The organism is Verrucomicrobiota bacterium (genome assembly GCA_016871535.1).
In the GTDB taxonomy this organism is placed as follows: Bacteria; Verrucomicrobiota; Verrucomicrobiia; order Limisphaerales; family SIBE01; genus VHCZ01.
Genome location: VHCZ01000022.1, coordinates 1 through 15,546, shown reverse-complemented (window position 1 = coordinate 15,546; position 15,546 = coordinate 1). Strand labels below are relative to the sequence as shown.

Below are 15,546 nucleotides of genomic sequence, written 5' to 3'. Positions count from 1 at the left end.
AGGACGAGACTGCATGCAATGAAACGTCTTGCGTCCGCAGGTTGCCAAGACCGCAAATTGCCAATGCAACCATCAGGCAAATCGCCTATAGTCAAACGCATGAAGCCACACACCCGACGCCAGTTTCTCGGCACCACGGCTCGTTCGCTCGGCGTTTTGACGGCAATGGCCCAGTCCGTGCCTCTCGTTGCTCAATCGGTTGGACAGCGCCCGCCTCGCGCAGATGGAATCACCGTGCTGAACTCGCGCGCCCGCGTCCCGGTCGGACTGATCATTGATGATTCGACGTGTCTGGTGAACTTGAACCGCTTTTCCATGTCGCAGTTCGACCTCACGTTTGCCGGCGCCAATCCCACCTACAAAAAGAACTGGCGCGAATGGCCGGCGGAGATTCCCGACGCGTTCGTCCGCAAGTTCGGCGAATGGTGCGCCGAGCACGGCGTGAAGGGCAAATACAGCATCGTCCCGTATCCGGCCTGTGTCGGACGGCTCGATCGTCTTTTGCCGGAATGGTCGCATCAGGAATTGCAGGCCAGCCTGGAATTGGTGCGCACGCTCATGATGCCGAACTGGGACATTCACCCCGAAATGGTCACGCACACGCGCGTCATCGACACCAAGACCGGCCATCCGTATCCCGATCCTTCGCCCAAATTCATGGAGAACTGGGAGTGGACCACGGGGCGCTCCGTGGACGAAATTGCGGACTACATGGCTTACGCGTTGCGCATTCTGAAAAACGTCGGTTTGCCATGCGAAGGCATCACGACGCCGGGCGGCTTTGGAACTCGCGCCCGTCCGCAACTCGCCCAGGCCACGCTGCAATCCGTGCGCGACGTGTTCGGCGCGGCGATTCCGCATTACTTCCGCGACTTGTTCGATCGCGGCGAGCAAAGCGTCGCGCCCCGCGTCGAATACGCGAGCGGCCTGGAGACGAGCGACCCGCGTTGCGTCGTGCACGTGCTCGGATGCACCGGCGACTGGACAGGTGGCTGGGATTGCACGCCTCCCGCAGGGACGGATCGATTCATCACGGAGGATCTTCAGCGCGGCCGGATGGTCGAAGTCATTCAGCGTGGCGAACCGGCTCTGATGCTCGCGCATTGGACGGGCATTTATTGGAACGGCCAGGAGCTCGGCTTCAAAGTCTTTCAAGAAGTCGTGCGCCGTTTGCACGCCCGCTTCGACAATCTCTTGTGGATGAAACTCAGCGAAGTCGCGCGGTACTGGGCGGCGAAGGAATTGACGCGCGTGGAGCGCATCGGCGGCGCCATTCAGTTGCGCGCGCCGTTTGCGTGTCCGGATTTCACGGTGCGCTTCAACGCTGCTGAAAACCTTGTGCCTGCGCTGCACGTGGACGGAGGGCTGAAGCCGTTGCGAGAAGTGAGCGGGCCTTTGAAGCTCGTTTCCGGCGCCTGGTGCCGTGACGGCAAGTCCGTCATCGTCTGCTTCCCTTTGCCGAAGGGTGCGTCGGCCGTTAAGCTGGGCTGAGAAATCAAGCGCGCTGTGGTCATGAACTTCGATTTATTCCCCGCGAATTCAGGGCGGACCACGAATGATGCCTTCTCAATTCAGGCGCCTGCCTCTTGCGGTGTGGCAGTCCGCTCTGCTCCTCATAGGCAATTCTCCGCTCTAGAATCCCAGGGGGATTCTGCCTCAAAGCCCAGGGTAGCTAGGGTAGCTCGTTCCTCGCAACCCTGGGCTGCAGGGCGCAATCCCCTTGGGATTGGGGGCGGCAGCCTGCAGATGCGCGGAAGAATCCGGGCTTTGGTGTCCGTGTTGATTGGGTTCATGTGTGGGCTGCTCAACTTATTCGCGGAGAATCGAACACAGGCCGTCGAACAAACCGGCCCTTCCGGCAAGCGCACGTCCGCCCTGACCCAACACGACATTGTCCCGATCTTGCTGAGGCATTGTTCGCCCTGTCACGGAACGCGCCAGCGCGAAGGGAACCTGGACCTGCGCACGAAGGCGTCCATGCTTCAAGGAGGCAACTCCGGTCCCGCGATCGTTCCGAACGATCCGAGCGCAAGCCGCGTCATCCAGCGCATCCAATCGGGCGAATGTCCTCCCGGCAAACGCCTGGTGGAAGCCAACGTGAAACCTGTCCCGCCGTCCGACCTGGCGCGACTGATGGAATGGATCGCGTCCGGAGCGCGCGAAGCGCCCGATGAACCCGACCGCGCCGGCACGCCGGAGGACCCGTTGGTCCGTGACGCCGATCGCCAGTTCTGGTCGTTCCGTCCAGTGAAGCCAGTCGTCCAACCGCCCGTGCGTCAGCCCGAGCTGGTTCGCAATCCGATCGACTCTTTCGTCTTGAGCAAGCTCGAAGCCGAAGGCCTGAGCTTCGCCGCCGAAGCCGCAAAGAGCGTTTTGCTGCGGCGCGTCTATTACGATTTGACCGGATTGCCGCCCACGCCGGAGGAGACGCAAACGTTTCTTTCCGACACCGATCCCGCCGCCTACGAAAAGCTGATCGACCGCTTGCTTGCGTCGCCGCGCTACGGCGAGCGCTGGGGACGTCACTGGCTGGACGTGGCCGGCTACTCGGATGTGGAAGGCCGGCGCGAACAACATTTGCCGAGGCGTTTCGCTTACCGCTACCGCGATTACGTCATCCAATCTTTTAACGCGGACAAACCATACGACCGTTTCCTGCTCGAACAAATCGCCGGGGATGAACTGGCCGATTACGAAGGCGCGCCGGTCCTGACTCAGGAGCTCTACGACAATTTGGTCGCGACCGGATTTTTGCGCATGGGGCCTGACCCGACCTGGGCGAACATCACCGGCTTTGTGCCGGACCGGCTGGAGGTTATTTCCGACGCCATGGACGTGTTCGGTTCCGGTGTGCTCGGATTGACGCTGAAATGCGCGCGCTGCCACGATCACAAGTTCGATCCGATCCCGCAGCGCGATTACTATCGCTTGATCGATCTCTTCAAAGGCGCGTACGACGAATACGACTGGCTCAAGCCGGATCAGCGGGCCTTCGGCGGCGCGGTGAACATCGGAAAGCTGGGCGAACGTTCGCTCCCGTTTGTCCTGCCGGAGGAACGAAAAGCCTGGCGCGAACACAACGAAAAAATCCAGCGCGAGATCGACGCCCAAACCTCCGATCTGCGTGACGAGGAAAACCGAGTGAGAAGAAAGTTCCGCGCCGCGCAATTGGCCGAACTCGCAGCGCCGCTCCGCCAGGAAGTTGAGAAGATGCTGGAGACACCGGTTGCGGACCGCACGCCGGCTCAAACTCAATTGGCCGAGCGCTACGAGAAAAAGCTCACGCCCGATCAGAACGAGCTGAAGAAGTTCGATCCGGATTTCAAGAAGCGCGTCGATCAACTCGCCGCATTGGCGAGCAAGAAATCGCCGGAGCCGCGCCTCGCCGCGCTCTGGGATCGAGGCGAACCGTCGCCCACGTACCTGTATCGCCGCGGGGAGCCGGATCGCGCCGGAGCGTTGGTGAAAGCGGGCGTGCCAGCCGTGTTGACCGATGGGCGAACGCCGTTCGAGATCCAGACGCCCTGGCCGGGCGCTAAGAAAACTGGACGCCGGTTGGCCTTGGCCCGTTGGCTGGCGAATCCACAGCATCCGCTGACGAGTCGAGTGATGGCGAATCGCATCTGGCAGCAACACTTCGGGCAAGGACTCGTCAAAAGCGCGGGCAACTTCGGCAAGACCGGCTCGCCCCCGACGCATCCGGAATTGCTCGACTGGTTGGCCAACGAATTCGTGCGCCTGGGTTGGCGCATGAAACCCTTGCACCGGTTAATCCTCACCTCGCGCGCGTATCGACAGAGCTCCGTGATTTCCCGCAGGCAACTCGCGGGCGACCCGGAAAACACATTGCTTTCGCGCATGCCTCTGCGGCGTCTCGAAGCCGAGGCCGTCTGGGATAGCCTGGTCTTTGTCGCGGGTTGCCTGGGTGAAGCTGGTTTTGGGCCTCCGGTTCCTGTCCACTCGCGCGGTGACGGAGTGGTTGTTCCCGGCAAAACGGCCGACGGCTGGCGCCGGAGCATTTACGGGCAGCAACTCCGCAAGGATATCCCGACGGTGCTGGAAGTGTTCGATCTGCCCCTGATGAATCCCAACTGCCTCGAACGCAGCGAATCGATCGTCGCGTCGCAATCGCTGCACTTGCTGAATGAGAGTGTGGTGCGCGATTTGGCGATGCGCTTTGCCGACCGTGTCGTTCGCGAGGCAGGACCGGAATTGGCGCGGCAGATCGAGCGGGCCTACCTGATCGCGTATTCCAGGCGACCGTCGCTGGCCGAGCGCGAGGCGGGCGTCGAGTTTGTGCGGCGCCTTTTGGCGGTTGACCAGGATCAAAGGAAGCGCGAGAACGCCGGTTCATCGTTGGCCAGCGATACCGAGCGACCGCCCGAACAACAAGCATTGGCGATTTTTTGTCACACGCTGATGAATGCGGCTGAGTTTCTCCACATCGACTAAATGCCTATGGACTCAAGCAACTCCAGAGACGATTGCTCACTCACCCGCCGCGGCTGGTTTGAACGCATGACCGGCGGCTTATGTGGAACCGCGCTCGCCTATTTGTTCCGGAATGAGTTTGGAGCGCGCTTCGCCGCGTTCGCCGCGGAGCCGCGCGAGCCGATGCCCGGCGTCGGACCCACCTATGATCTCAAGCCGCGCGCGCCGCATTTCGCCGCGAAAGCCAAAGCGGTCATTCAGCTCTTCATGAACGGCGGCCCGAGCCAAGTTGATCTGTTCGACCCCAAGCCGATGCTCGACAAGCATCATGGAGAATCCTACTTCGACAAGATCGCGGGCGAGGTGGAGAACGTGAACGCGGCAGGTTCGATTTTGCGCAGCCCGTTTAAGTTCGCGCAGCACGGCAAATCCGGGATGTGGCTGAGCGAACTGCTCCCGCACCTGGCGAAGCAGGCCGATAATCTGGCTGTGATTCGCTCGATGTTCACGACCAACATCACCCACGAGCCGGCCTTGTATCTGATCCACAGCGGCCAAATGCGTGCGGGGTATCCGTGCCTGGGTTCCTGGGTGATTTATGGATTGGGCACTGAGAATCAGAACCTTCCCGCCTATGTGGTGTTGGCCGATCCGGCGGGATTGCCCGTGAACGGGGTGGAGAATTGGAACGCCGGTTTTTTGCCACCGATTTTCCAGGGAACACCCTTCCGGCCGACCGGAGCGCCGATTCTGAATTTGCATCCGGCCAAGCAAGACGCGCCTGCGGTCTCGCAATTCGCGCGCGATTTCTTGGCGCGGCTGGACCGAACCCACGAAAGCGCGCGGCCCTTCCAACCGAGACTCGCGGCCCGCATCGCCAGTTACGAACTGGCGGCGCGAATGCAGTTGGCCGCCGACGAGGCGCTGGATCTCTCCAAGGAAAGCTCCGGCACGTTGCAGCTCTACGGAGTCGGCCGGCAACCGACCGATTCCTATGGCCGTCGCTGTTTGATCGCGCGGCGGTTGGTCGAGCGCGGCGTCCGATTCGTGCAAATTTTTATCAACGGCCAGATCTGGGACCATCACACCGGGATTGCGGCTGGGCTGAAGTCCGCTTCCGAACGGACGGACCAGCCGGTCGCGGCCTTGTTGCGGGATTTGAAACAGCGCGGGCTATTGGAGAGCACTCTGGTGCTGTGGGGCGGCGAGTTTGGCCGCCTGCCGATCGCGCAATTACCCGATGACAAGAGCGAGCAGAACGCCGGGCGCGATCACAACAAGAACGCCTTCACGACGTGGATGGCGGGTGCGGGGATCAAAGGCGGAACAGTGTTCGGTGCGACGGACGAGTTGGGCCTGGCCGCGGTGGAGAACCGCGTGAGCGTCCCTGACTGGCACGCGACGATCCTCCATCTGCTGGGGATGAACCACGAGGAGCTCTTCTTCGAGCGCAACGGCCTCAAGGATCGATTGACAGGAGTCACGGACGCGCGCGTCGTCGAGGCGATTCTCTCCTGAACTGACTACTGATCACTGACCACGCGTATGGTGCCGGTGGCGGGACTTGAACCCGCACGACTTTTTACGGTCCCAGGATTTTAAGTCCTGTGCGTCTGCCATTTCGCCACACCGGCGTTCTCGCACCTGCAATTACTTACGTGTAGTTCAGGAATCCGAAATGACTTTGTGACAGTATTTGTGACACTTTTGCCTTAAGAGACGCGCTGCAATCTATCGCAAAGCCAGTCAAGCAACGCCATTCCTACACCAAGGTCCTCGATAACCGCAAGCACCCCATTCGTGGCCTCTGTAAACACAACGCCCGGCGCAACGTTCCCAACGGTCTCTGGGATTGGGGGCACGGATTTGCACGAATCCGCCGCTTCTACATCCGTGAAATCCGCGAACTCCGTGGTAAAGAGCACGGGGGCTTCAAGCGCGGCGGTCCGTCTGCTTCCAATCACGGCTCATCGGGGTAACTGGGCCACGCAGAGGCCGCGGCGCTTGCAGCCTTTCCTCTTCCAATCGTCAACCTCCGTCAACCTCCGGTTTCATGAAACTATTTCGTGGACAGAGCGCAAGGCAGAGATACTTTTAGCTGTGCCGCGTTCCGCAAGCGCATCCGACGGAATCCGCGCTGGCCGGCGCGCTTCTGGCCGGATCATAATTCAAGTAAGGCCCCAGCCACTTCTCCACTTCCTGCAAACTCATTCCCTTCCGCCGGTGATAATCGAGCAACTGGTCGCGTCCGAGTTTGCCCACGGCGAAATACTTTGAGTCCGGATGCGAGAAATAGAGCCCGCTCACGCTGCTGGCCGGCCACATGGCGCAGCTTTCGGTCAGCTTGATGCCGGCGCGCCGCTCGACGTCGAGCAATTCCCACAGCAGCCGTTTCTCCGTGTGGTCCGGACACGCCGGATAGCCTGCCGCCGGACGAATTCCGCGATACTGCTCCTCGATGAGCTGTTCGGTCGTAAGGTTCTCGTCTCGCCCATAGCCCCATTGCTTGCGGACTCGCGCGTGGAGATACTCGGCAAACGCCTCCGCCAGTCGATCCGCCAGGGCCTCAGTCATGATGGCGTTGTAGTCGTCGTGCTCGGCTTTGAACTGCTTCACCAGTTCCTCCACGCCGAAGCCGGCGCTGACCGCGAACGCACCGAGGAAATCTATCGATTGCGGATTTTTTGGAGCGACAAAGTTGGCCAGGCAATAGCTTGGCTGCCGGTCGGGCTTCTCGATCTGCTGGCGCAGGAAGTGGAACGTCGTGAGAATCTGGTTTCGCGATTCGTCCCGGTAAAGCTCGACGTCGTCGCCGACGCGGCTGGCCGGGAAAAAGCCATAAACGCCGCGCGCGCTCAGCCATCGTTCGGAAACGATCTTCTCCAGCAACGCCTGCGCCTCCGCGAAAAGTTTGCGCGCTTCTTCGCCGTGCCTGGGATGATTTAGTATGGCCGGGTAACGCCCGCGCAGTTCCCACGTGTGGAAGAACGGGGACCAGTCGATGAATGGAACAAGATCGGCAAGAGAGATTTCAAAGTTGAGATTTGAGATTTGGGATTTGCAGGTGGAGGCGAGCGCGATGGGCGATCGGCGATCGGCGACTGGCGATTTCAGATCCGAACCCAGCGTAACGGTTCCAATGAACTCCGGCCTGGCCGGTTGATAGTTCAACCAATCCAACTGCGGCGCGCGCGCGCGCGCTTCTTCGAGGGAGAGCAGTTTTGCTTGTTGAGCGCCGTGCTGCGCTCGGACTTTCTCGTATTCCAGCCGGACGGATTCGGCGAACTTCGGACGCTGGTCAAGGCTCAGGAGGGAACCGGCCACGGGCACGGCGCGGGAGGCGTCCAAAACGTGAATGACGGGCTGCCGATACGCCGGAGCGATTTTCACCGCCGTGTGCGCTTTGCTGGTCGTGGCCCCGCCGATCAGGAGCGGCAACTTGAATCCCTGCCGGTCCATCTCGCTGGCCACGTGCACCATTTCATCCAGGGACGGCGTGATCAAGCCGCTCAGGCCGACGAGATCGACTTTTTCCTCAATGGCCGTCCGAAGAATCTTTTCGCACGGCGCCATCACGCCCAGATCAAGAACCTCGTAGTTGTTGCAACGGAGCACGACGCCGACAATGTTCTTGCCGATGTCGTGGACGTCACCCTTCACGGTGGCGAGCAGGATTTTGCCCTGGTGTTTCGCTCCCGTGCGCGCTTTCTCCGCTTCCATGAAAGGCTGCAAATACGCGACGGCCTTCTTCATGACCCGGGCGGACTTCACGACTTGCGGCAAGAACATCTTGCCGACCCCGAACAGATCGCCCACCACGTTCATCCCATCCATGAGCGGGCCTTCGATGACGGCGAGAGGTTTGCCGTATTTCTGGCGAGCTTCCTCCACGTCCGCTTCGATGAAATCCACGATGCCTTTGACGAGCGCGTGCGCGAGCCGCTCTTCAACGGACCCTTGCCGCCAGGCGTCCTCGACGGCTTCGGTTTTGTCCTTCTGCTTGACCGATTCGGCGAATTTGATGAGGCGTTCGGTCGCGTCCGGCCGCCGGTTGAGCAAGACGTCCTCGACCAATTCCAGCAAGTCCTTCGGGACTTCGTCGTACACGGCAAGCTGGCCCGCATTGACGATGCCCATGTCGAGCCCGGCCTTGACCGCGTGATAGAGAAAGGCGGAGTGCATCGCTTCCCGGACCGTGTTGTTGCCGCGGAAGCTGAAGGAAATGTTGCTCACGCCGCCGCTGACTTTGGCGAACGGCAGATTCTGTTTGATCCAACGCGTCGCCTCAATGAAATCGACGGCGTAATTCGCGTGCTCCTCCATGCCCGTGCCGACCGTGAGAATGTTCGGATCGAAAATGATGTCCTCCGGCGGAAAACCGACTTGCTCCGTGAGAATTTTGTAAGCGCGCGCGCAAACTTCCGTCCGGCGCGGCAACGAATCGGCCTGGCCCTTTTCGTCAAACGCCATCACCACCACCGCCGCACCGTAGCGCCGGACGAGCTTGGCTTGCTCGACGAACTTCGCTTCGCCCTCCTTAAGGCTGATCGAGTTGACGATGCCTTTGCCCTGGACGCATTTCAGGCCGGCTTCGATCACGGACCATTTGGAGGAGTCGATCATGATGGGCACGCGCGCGATGTCCGGCTCTCCGGAAATCAAATTCAAGAAATGCGTCATCGCGGCGGCGCCGTCGATCATGCCTTCATCCATGCAAACGTCGATGATCTGCGCGCCGTTCTCGACTTGCTGGCGGGCAATGCTGAGCGCGGCCTCGAAGTCGCCGGCCTTGACCAACTGGGCGAACTTCGGCGAGCCCGCGACGTTGGTGCGCTCGCCAATGTTGATGAAATTAATGGAAACGTTCGAAGGTAGGGCAGGCATCTCGCCTGCCCCGGATGTTTGTTCGCCCCTCGGGGATTGAGTAATGCACTCACCGAGTACCCGGTCACTTCTGTTAGCATGAGGCAACGGAGAGAACGGAGTTTGGGCCTCTGTTGCCTCTGGTTTCTCCTGTTCGATTTTGCTCATCGTCTTCGCCAACCCTGCCTGGGAGCCGGAAACTGACTGCGCAGGCTGGAAGCCCGCGCGACGCCGGGCAGCCGAATTTCCCGGAATCGTCAGCGCGTCGAGACCGCTCAAGCGCAGACAGTGTTCCGCTGGCGCGGGAGTGCGCGGGCGAATCCCGCGAACCGCTTCGGCGAGAGCGCGGATGTGCGCCGGCGTTGTTCCGCAACAGCCGCCGACAAAGTTGAGCCAGCCGTTCTCAGCCCATTCGCGCAACTGGGGCGACAACGTTTCAGGCGTCTCTGGAAACCCGGTGGGCAAAAGCGGATTGGGCAGCCCGGCGTTCGGGTGCGCGCTGGTGTAAATCGGCGCGATGCGCGCCAGTTCCTCGATGAGCGGCCTCATCTCTTTGGGGCCAAGGGCACAATTCATGCCGATGCTGAAAAGCGGCACGTGCGACACCGATGTCCAAAATGCCTCCACGGTCTGGCCGGTGACGCCCCGGTTGCTGCCCGCTTGAATGAAAGTCACCGAAGCCATCAAGGGGATTGCGGATTGGCGATTGGCGATTGGCGATTGGGTTAAGACGCCCGGCATCGCGTGATCGGCGAGTTGGCTTGGCCGTCCCTGCCCGCCGAATGGAAAGGGCTCAATTCCCCGTTCCTCGAACAGCTTCAGAATCCCGAAGAACGCCGCCTTTGCGTTCAGCGTGTCGAAGATCGTCTCGACCAGCAGCAGGTCCGCGCCGCCGTCAATCAAGCCGCGCGCCTGGTCATAGTAAGCGGCGGCCAATTCGTCGTAGTTCGTCCCGCGCGCACCGGGATTATTGACATCGGTCGAGATTGAAGCCGTCTTGGTCGTGGGACCGATGGCGCCCGCGACCCAGCAGACGCGTCCGCGTGGTTCGCGCATGACGTTGTCGGCGGCGCGGCGCGCGCATTCCGCCCCGGCTCGCGCGAGGTCGTAGGCCTGGGCCTCCAGATGATAATCCGCCAGGGAAATGGCCTGCGAATTGAACGTGTTGGTCTCGATGATATCCGCGCCCGCTTCGAGGTATTGCCGATGGATTTCCTCAACCACACGAGGCTGGGTGAGGTTCAAGACGTCGTGGCAACCCTTCAGGTCTTTGGCCGGGTTCCTGAAGTGTTGCCCTCGATAGTCGGACTCCGAGAGCTTCCGCTCCTGAATCGTCGTGCCCATCGCGCCATCGATGACGACGATGCGCTCGCTGACGAGACGTTCCAGTTGTTCGTTTCGATCCACTGAATGCAGTTCAGTTGTCGGCCCTAATCTCAACTCCGTTTCCGGCCGCGGGGCCAAAAACGGAGCGAACTTACGCGGCATGGCCGGGGAATTCAAATTAAAAATCAACGAATCTTGATCGGTTGATATGACCGCATGAGAAATCTCAAGCCAACAAGGAATTGCGAATTATTGAATCGATGAATTCCTTATGACGAAAACGCCTGCCGAGATTGGTGTGGAAGCGCGGATTCCCCGAATGGCACGACTAAGCGTGGCGAGATTGCTTCCCATCAACCTGATGGTAGGGCGAGCCTGTCCCCAACGAGCCGAGTCGGACCTGTTCCCGGCACGTCGATCGGCTCGTCGGGACGGACTCGCCCTGCCGGGTTCATGGCGGGTGAGCATGGTCATCAGACCAAGGAAGCTTCGCGTTGAACCTGGTAGGGCTGAGTTGCCGCGCAGCCGGTCTTCAGTCATACTTGGTCGCGGGCTCGCTTGGCATCCTGACCTTGTGTTTTCTTAGCAATGCGCTCGCCCAAACTGTCTCCCTCTCGATTAAGCCTGCCAATCAGCAAGTGGCCGTTTCGTGGGCGAGCGGGCTGGATCTCGTGCAGCCACAAAAGTCCACGAACGTGGCTTTGGGTCTTTGGCAGGATTTTGGTGCGGCCACCACTGCAACCAGCGTCAGCGATTCCACCAGCGCCGGGTCCGCGTTCTATCGGCTGCGCTTCCCGGCGCCGAATATTGTCACGCAACCGCAGGGCCAGAGCGCCGCACTGGGCGGCAAGGCGGCTTTCACGGTCGCGGCTGCCGGCACCGCGCCTATCGCGTATCAATGGCGCCGAAGCAATACCAACTTGCCTGGCCAAAACTCGGCTTTGCTGGAACTGACCAATCTCGCTCTGACGGCGGCCGGCGATTATGCCGTGTTGGTCTCCAATCGCGCGGGCGCGGTGACCAGCGCCGTTGCGACGCTGACGTTCGCGGCGTCGGCGGGTCCGCCACGCGGCATCTACATGGGCACGTTCCCCGGACAAACCAACGGCGGGTTCGCCGGACTCGTGACTTCCAATCGGCTCGGGGTGATTCTGGCGTACAATCCGGGGCAAACCCAAAGCGTGTTCCTGACCAACGTGTGGGTCGCGATGGACGGCAGTTTTTCCAATCGTCTCGCGCCGGGCGCGTCAATCAGCGGCACGTTCCTGACGGATACCGTGAGCGGGACACTTGTAGGCACGAACGCCTCGACCGGGACTTTCAGCGGGGCGCTGAAGTCCACGAGCGGACTCCAACAAGACAACGCGGGCTATTACGCAGGCGTTTTTAGCGGGCTTCTCTCCGGCGATGCCAGTTTCATTCTCGCGGACGACGGCACGGCTTTTACTTTCTTGTCCTCGCCGATTATCTCCGGCGGCACGTTCGGAAAAATCGACGCCTCCAACGCTTTCTCGGCGGTTGTCTCGTACACGATTCCTGGGACCACCGCGCCGAGTCTGATCCTGATTGCAGGCACGTTGAATTCCACCACCCATCAATTCGCCGGGACGTACAGTTTTAGCGGCATCACGCTGGGCGCGTTTTCTCTCTCGCGCGTTCACGCGCCGTGAAGAGGAAAAGCCAGAGCGTTCCAGTCAAGGTGGGCGGGGGCTCCTGCCGAGCCAATGCCATCGAAGCAAAGCTCCACAGGAGCGTCGCTCCACCGTTGTTATAATTACTGAGAAGGCTTGCTGCGAATGGACCTCAAGAACGCTCTTCAACTCGCCAATTGTTCCGCCGTGGGCCGGCCGCCAAAGGTCAACGCGACGATGTGTTCGAGGTCCACGACGTGGAATCGTTCTCCCTCGACCACCAGCAGCGTGGTTCTTGGCTCATTGAACAAGATCGCATCATGATTCAGGACGGGGATTTCGCGGCCGCTGCTCAAGGTCAGGCGAAAAGGCTTGAATGGCCGCTGGCTGAGGGCCTGTGAAATGTCCGTCGCGTTCATGACGCAATGCTAACTGCCGTTCCTCTCTCCTGCAAGCGTGGGCGGGTCGCCTCGGAGTATTCTCTTTTTCTTGCCAAAACGGTTCGGCGCGGCTATCTTCGCCTAGTAAATGGCTAAGATATTCAATTTCCGCCGCACCTCCACGCTGGCGCTGCGCCAGCGCAAAGCCGCGCTTTGGCGCGGCCTGGACGTGCCCGCCGATTTCCTGCGCGCTTCTTATGTCCAACGGTTCACCACGTGTGGCAAATCCAACTGCGTGTGCGCCCAAGGCCAAAAACACGGCCCCTTTTACTACCTGGCTTCCGGTTTGGCTCAAGGCCATGTCCTGAAGTTTCTGCTCAAAACACCCGCCCAACAAGGGTCCGCCCAGCACGGGGTCACCGCTTACCAGCAACTCTGGGAAGGCTTGGAGGAGTTATCCCAGATCAACGCCGAACTGCTCCGGCGCGGGGAAAGGCTTCTGCCTGAATCCTAAAACCGATTTCGGCGAATTGCCGCGCTTCGTGCGCTATGCCCAAAAGATGTTCCATCTCAATTTCCTGGCCGGAGCCTTCACCGATTCCCGGCTCCACCCGGAAATTCCGGGGCGCGCCATTTCCTTAACTCTGCTGCTGGGCGAGGTGGCCCAAATCCCCAGCCTGCTCCAGCTTCAAGCGGAAACCCAACTGCCGCAGTGGCAGCAATGGGTGGGGTATCCAGAGCGCATCAGTGACGACGCCCTGGATTATGTGAGCGAGCGGATGGATCCCGGCAAATTGCGGCGGGGAGCCGCTTGGATCAATCGCAAGCTCAAACGCGGGAAAGCCTTTGCAGAAAACAAAGTCAACGGATTGCTGGTCATCAGTCTGGATGCCAACGAGCAATTCTGCAGCGATCATCGTTGTTGCGAAGATTGTTTAACGCGCCAGATCACGAGCAAAGATGCCCAGGGGCAGCCGGTCCAACACATTCAGTATTATCACAAACAGGTGTATGCCCAGTTGAGCGGTCCCAAGCTGAGTGTGATTTTGGATGTGGAACCGATGCGCCAGGGTGAAGAAGAGTGTGCGGCGGCTTTGCGCCTGCTGGCGCGCCTGCGGGAAAGCCACGGTCCGCGCTTTTTCGATGTCGTGTTGGTGGACGCCTGGTACACCAACGGACCGTTTCTCAAGGCGGTGGTGGAGATGGGCTGGCCGGTGATCGCCGTCCTGAAGCAGGACCGCTACGACATTTACCAGGAGGCCCTGGCTCTGACCAACGGCCGGTCCCCGGACGAAACCGTCGAGCGCGACGGACGCCAAGTGGAGATTTGGGACCTGCGTCAGATGACCTTCACCGAGACGTACACGGAGCCGGTGCGCGTGGTGCGCGTGCGGGAAAGCTGGAAGCAACGCGAGCGCATCGGCGACCAATGGGTCCTCAAGGAAAAAGAACAGAACTGGATCTGGATCGTGGCCGGCGACCTGGATGGTTACGCCGGCTCGGTCATCCGGGATTGGGGCCACCTGCGTTGGAAAATTGAAAACAATGCTTTCAAACGAACTGACCCAGGCCTGGCGGCTGACCCATTGCGCTCACCATCACCCGGTCTCTCTCCAAGTCCTGCTCTGGATCAAAATCATCGCCTTCACGCTCTTTCACGCCTATGCCATATTGCATGGCAAGCTGCTCCGGCTGGGGAAGGTCACGTTGCAGGAATTGCGCAAACAAATCTATCGTTCACTTCTATGCGGAGAGGTCGCGCCGTTCTTTAGCGGCTGAACCCAAAAAATTTCCAACACGGAAGCTCCAGTTCAAGGGCTGCGCCCAACGCTCGCCCTGGGGCGGAGCGACGTCAACCCTCGGAGAGCGGACCCCGGCCCAGCGGAAGCCAGCGCCCGCCAAAAAATTGAAGTCCGCACTTTAACCAGGAATCTATCCCACCATGCGGAATCGCTGGGCGAGAGTGGAGCGGGAGCCAAGGACACGACGACGTTTCGAAAAAGGGATGGCGCGCGAAACACCGGCAAGTCAAAAAAGACGGGTTGAGCGCGGACCGGTGCATCCACAAGTTGCCGGTGTGCGTAGCGCAGATTTTCAATCTGCCGTATCGCCGACTTGTAGTCGGCTGCGCGACAAACTCACCCGGCCGCAGCGGATTGACCTGCGTGCCGCAGATTCCAAATCTGCGATATGCCCCAGCGCAGCGAAACCGTAACCGAAGGAGCGCGGACAGCCATCTCCACGAGTCGTCTGCAGATGCAAGCAACGCGCGGACACGAAACCATCAGGGAAAACCTCATCCACTTGGAGATATTCACCCCGCTTGAAATCGGGTTAGCGCCCCATAGAAGGCAACTGATTCGCCCCACATCATGGGAGCATGGTGAGTCGGCCGGTATTCGTGGAACTGGAAGGACTGCACGAAGCTCAGGGCGAGGAGCGGGCGGGGCAAAACCGGGCGATCTCGGAAGCAGGGTTCGGCACGGGGGTGCCGGACAAAGATCGCATCGGCGGGTCACAGGGACTAGGGGCGAACTCACAGGCCATTGAGCACGGCTCTTGGCAGTGGGGCTCCTCGCCCGAGCAGCGGGCGCCAACCAAGGATCAATAGCGCCCTCAGCACTCGGGGTTTTGGTTCGGTCGGGAAGCAAACTTCCCCTTCCAATCGGTCCATTCCATGTTTGGCGGCTGCCTTCCGCGACGCGAATAGCGGAACTCAATCCGACAAACCGGCAAAACTGGAAGTTATTTTTGCACAGACCCTTAGGGGTCCATTTCATAAATACGCTCACGTTCGCGGCAAGGGATTTTTCGGCCAGACGAGGCGCGAGCGACGAGCATATCCCGAAGTGGATCTGTAAGGAGCAAGCAACGAAGTCTGGCGAAAAAGAACTGCCGCCCTTCGGGTTGCGCCG

General features: G+C 60.4%; 8 protein-coding genes, 1 tRNA gene and 1 pseudogene. 6 read left to right on the top strand and 4 right to left on the bottom strand.

Annotated elements, in window-relative coordinates:
- The first annotated feature begins 99 nt into the window (after positions 1-99).
- From FJ398_05110 to FJ398_05100, 3 genes are read left to right on the top strand one after another with little or no spacing between them, the layout of a single operon-like run.
- Entirely contained in the window at positions 100-1,491 is a 1,392-nt protein-coding gene (locus FJ398_05110; protein ID MBM3837334.1) for a hypothetical protein, read from the top strand.
- A 21-nt stretch (positions 1,492-1,512) separates the two neighbouring features.
- Entirely contained in the window at positions 1,513-4,452 is a 2,940-nt protein-coding gene (locus tag FJ398_05105; protein ID MBM3837333.1) for a DUF1553 domain-containing protein, read from the top strand.
- A gap of 6 nt (positions 4,453-4,458) precedes the next feature.
- The gene (locus FJ398_05100) at positions 4,459-5,949 is read left to right on the top strand and encodes a DUF1501 domain-containing protein (GenBank protein ID MBM3837332.1); all 1,491 of its coding nucleotides are present in this window, start codon (positions 4,459-4,461) and stop codon (positions 5,947-5,949) included.
- A 28-nt stretch (positions 5,950-5,977) separates the two neighbouring features.
- Here the strand turns inward: FJ398_05100 and FJ398_05095 are convergent.
- The 3 genes and pseudogenes from FJ398_05095 to FJ398_05085 form a co-directional block, all read right to left on the bottom strand.
- Positions 5,978-6,065, bottom strand: a tRNA-Leu gene (locus FJ398_05095).
- A gap of 460 nt (positions 6,066-6,525) precedes the next feature.
- Positions 6,526-9,462 carry a methionine synthase gene (gene metH, locus FJ398_05090; protein MBM3837331.1) on the bottom strand — a complete coding sequence of 979 codons (2,937 nt, stop codon included), beginning with the start codon at positions 9,460-9,462 and terminating at the stop codon, positions 6,526-6,528.
- Between the two features lie 84 nt (positions 9,463-9,546).
- Positions 9,547-10,782, bottom strand: a pseudogene (locus FJ398_05085) (hypothetical protein).
- 410 nt (positions 10,783-11,192) lie between these two features.
- On the opposite strand from FJ398_05085, the gene FJ398_05080 reads away from it, so the two are divergent.
- Complete coding sequence (locus FJ398_05080; protein ID MBM3837330.1) at positions 11,193-12,290, top strand: immunoglobulin domain-containing protein; 1,098 nt, start codon at positions 11,193-11,195, stop codon at positions 12,288-12,290.
- A 146-nt stretch (positions 12,291-12,436) separates the two neighbouring features.
- Here FJ398_05080 and FJ398_05075 read toward each other — a convergent pair whose 3' ends face one another.
- Complete coding sequence (locus tag FJ398_05075) at positions 12,437-12,670, bottom strand: hypothetical protein (GenBank protein MBM3837329.1); 234 nt, start codon at positions 12,668-12,670, stop codon at positions 12,437-12,439.
- 109 nt (positions 12,671-12,779) lie between these two features.
- Between FJ398_05075 and FJ398_05070 the strand changes: the two genes are divergently transcribed.
- The gene (locus FJ398_05070) at positions 12,780-13,145 is read left to right on the top strand and encodes a hypothetical protein (GenBank protein MBM3837328.1); all 366 of its coding nucleotides are present in this window, start codon (positions 12,780-12,782) and stop codon (positions 13,143-13,145) included.
- A 46-nt stretch (positions 13,146-13,191) separates the two neighbouring features.
- The gene (locus FJ398_05065) at positions 13,192-14,403 is read left to right on the top strand and encodes a hypothetical protein (GenBank protein MBM3837327.1); all 1,212 of its coding nucleotides are present in this window, start codon (positions 13,192-13,194) and stop codon (positions 14,401-14,403) included.
- Positions 14,404-15,546: the final 1,143 nt, after the last annotated feature.

What these genes read in the sequence shown, in the direction of transcription:
- FJ398_05110 (MBM3837334.1), top strand. Translation starts at nt 100, where the DNA reads ATGAAGCCACACACCCGACGCCAGTTTCTCGGCACCACGGCTCGTTCG.
- FJ398_05105 (MBM3837333.1), top strand. Translation starts at nt 1,513, where the DNA reads ATGAACTTCGATTTATTCCCCGCGAATTCAGGGCGGACCACGAATGAT.
- FJ398_05100 (MBM3837332.1), top strand. Translation starts at nt 4,459, where the DNA reads ATGGACTCAAGCAACTCCAGAGACGATTGCTCACTCACCCGCCGCGGC.
- metH (MBM3837331.1), bottom strand. Translation starts at nt 9,462, where the DNA reads ATGAGCAAAATCGAACAGGAGAAACCAGAGGCAACAGAGGCCCAAACT.
- FJ398_05075 (MBM3837329.1), bottom strand. Translation starts at nt 12,670, where the DNA reads ATGAACGCGACGGACATTTCACAGGCCCTCAGCCAGCGGCCATTCAAG.
- FJ398_05070 (MBM3837328.1), top strand. Translation starts at nt 12,780, where the DNA reads ATGGCTAAGATATTCAATTTCCGCCGCACCTCCACGCTGGCGCTGCGC.
- FJ398_05065 (MBM3837327.1), top strand. Translation starts at nt 13,192, where the DNA reads ATGTTCCATCTCAATTTCCTGGCCGGAGCCTTCACCGATTCCCGGCTC.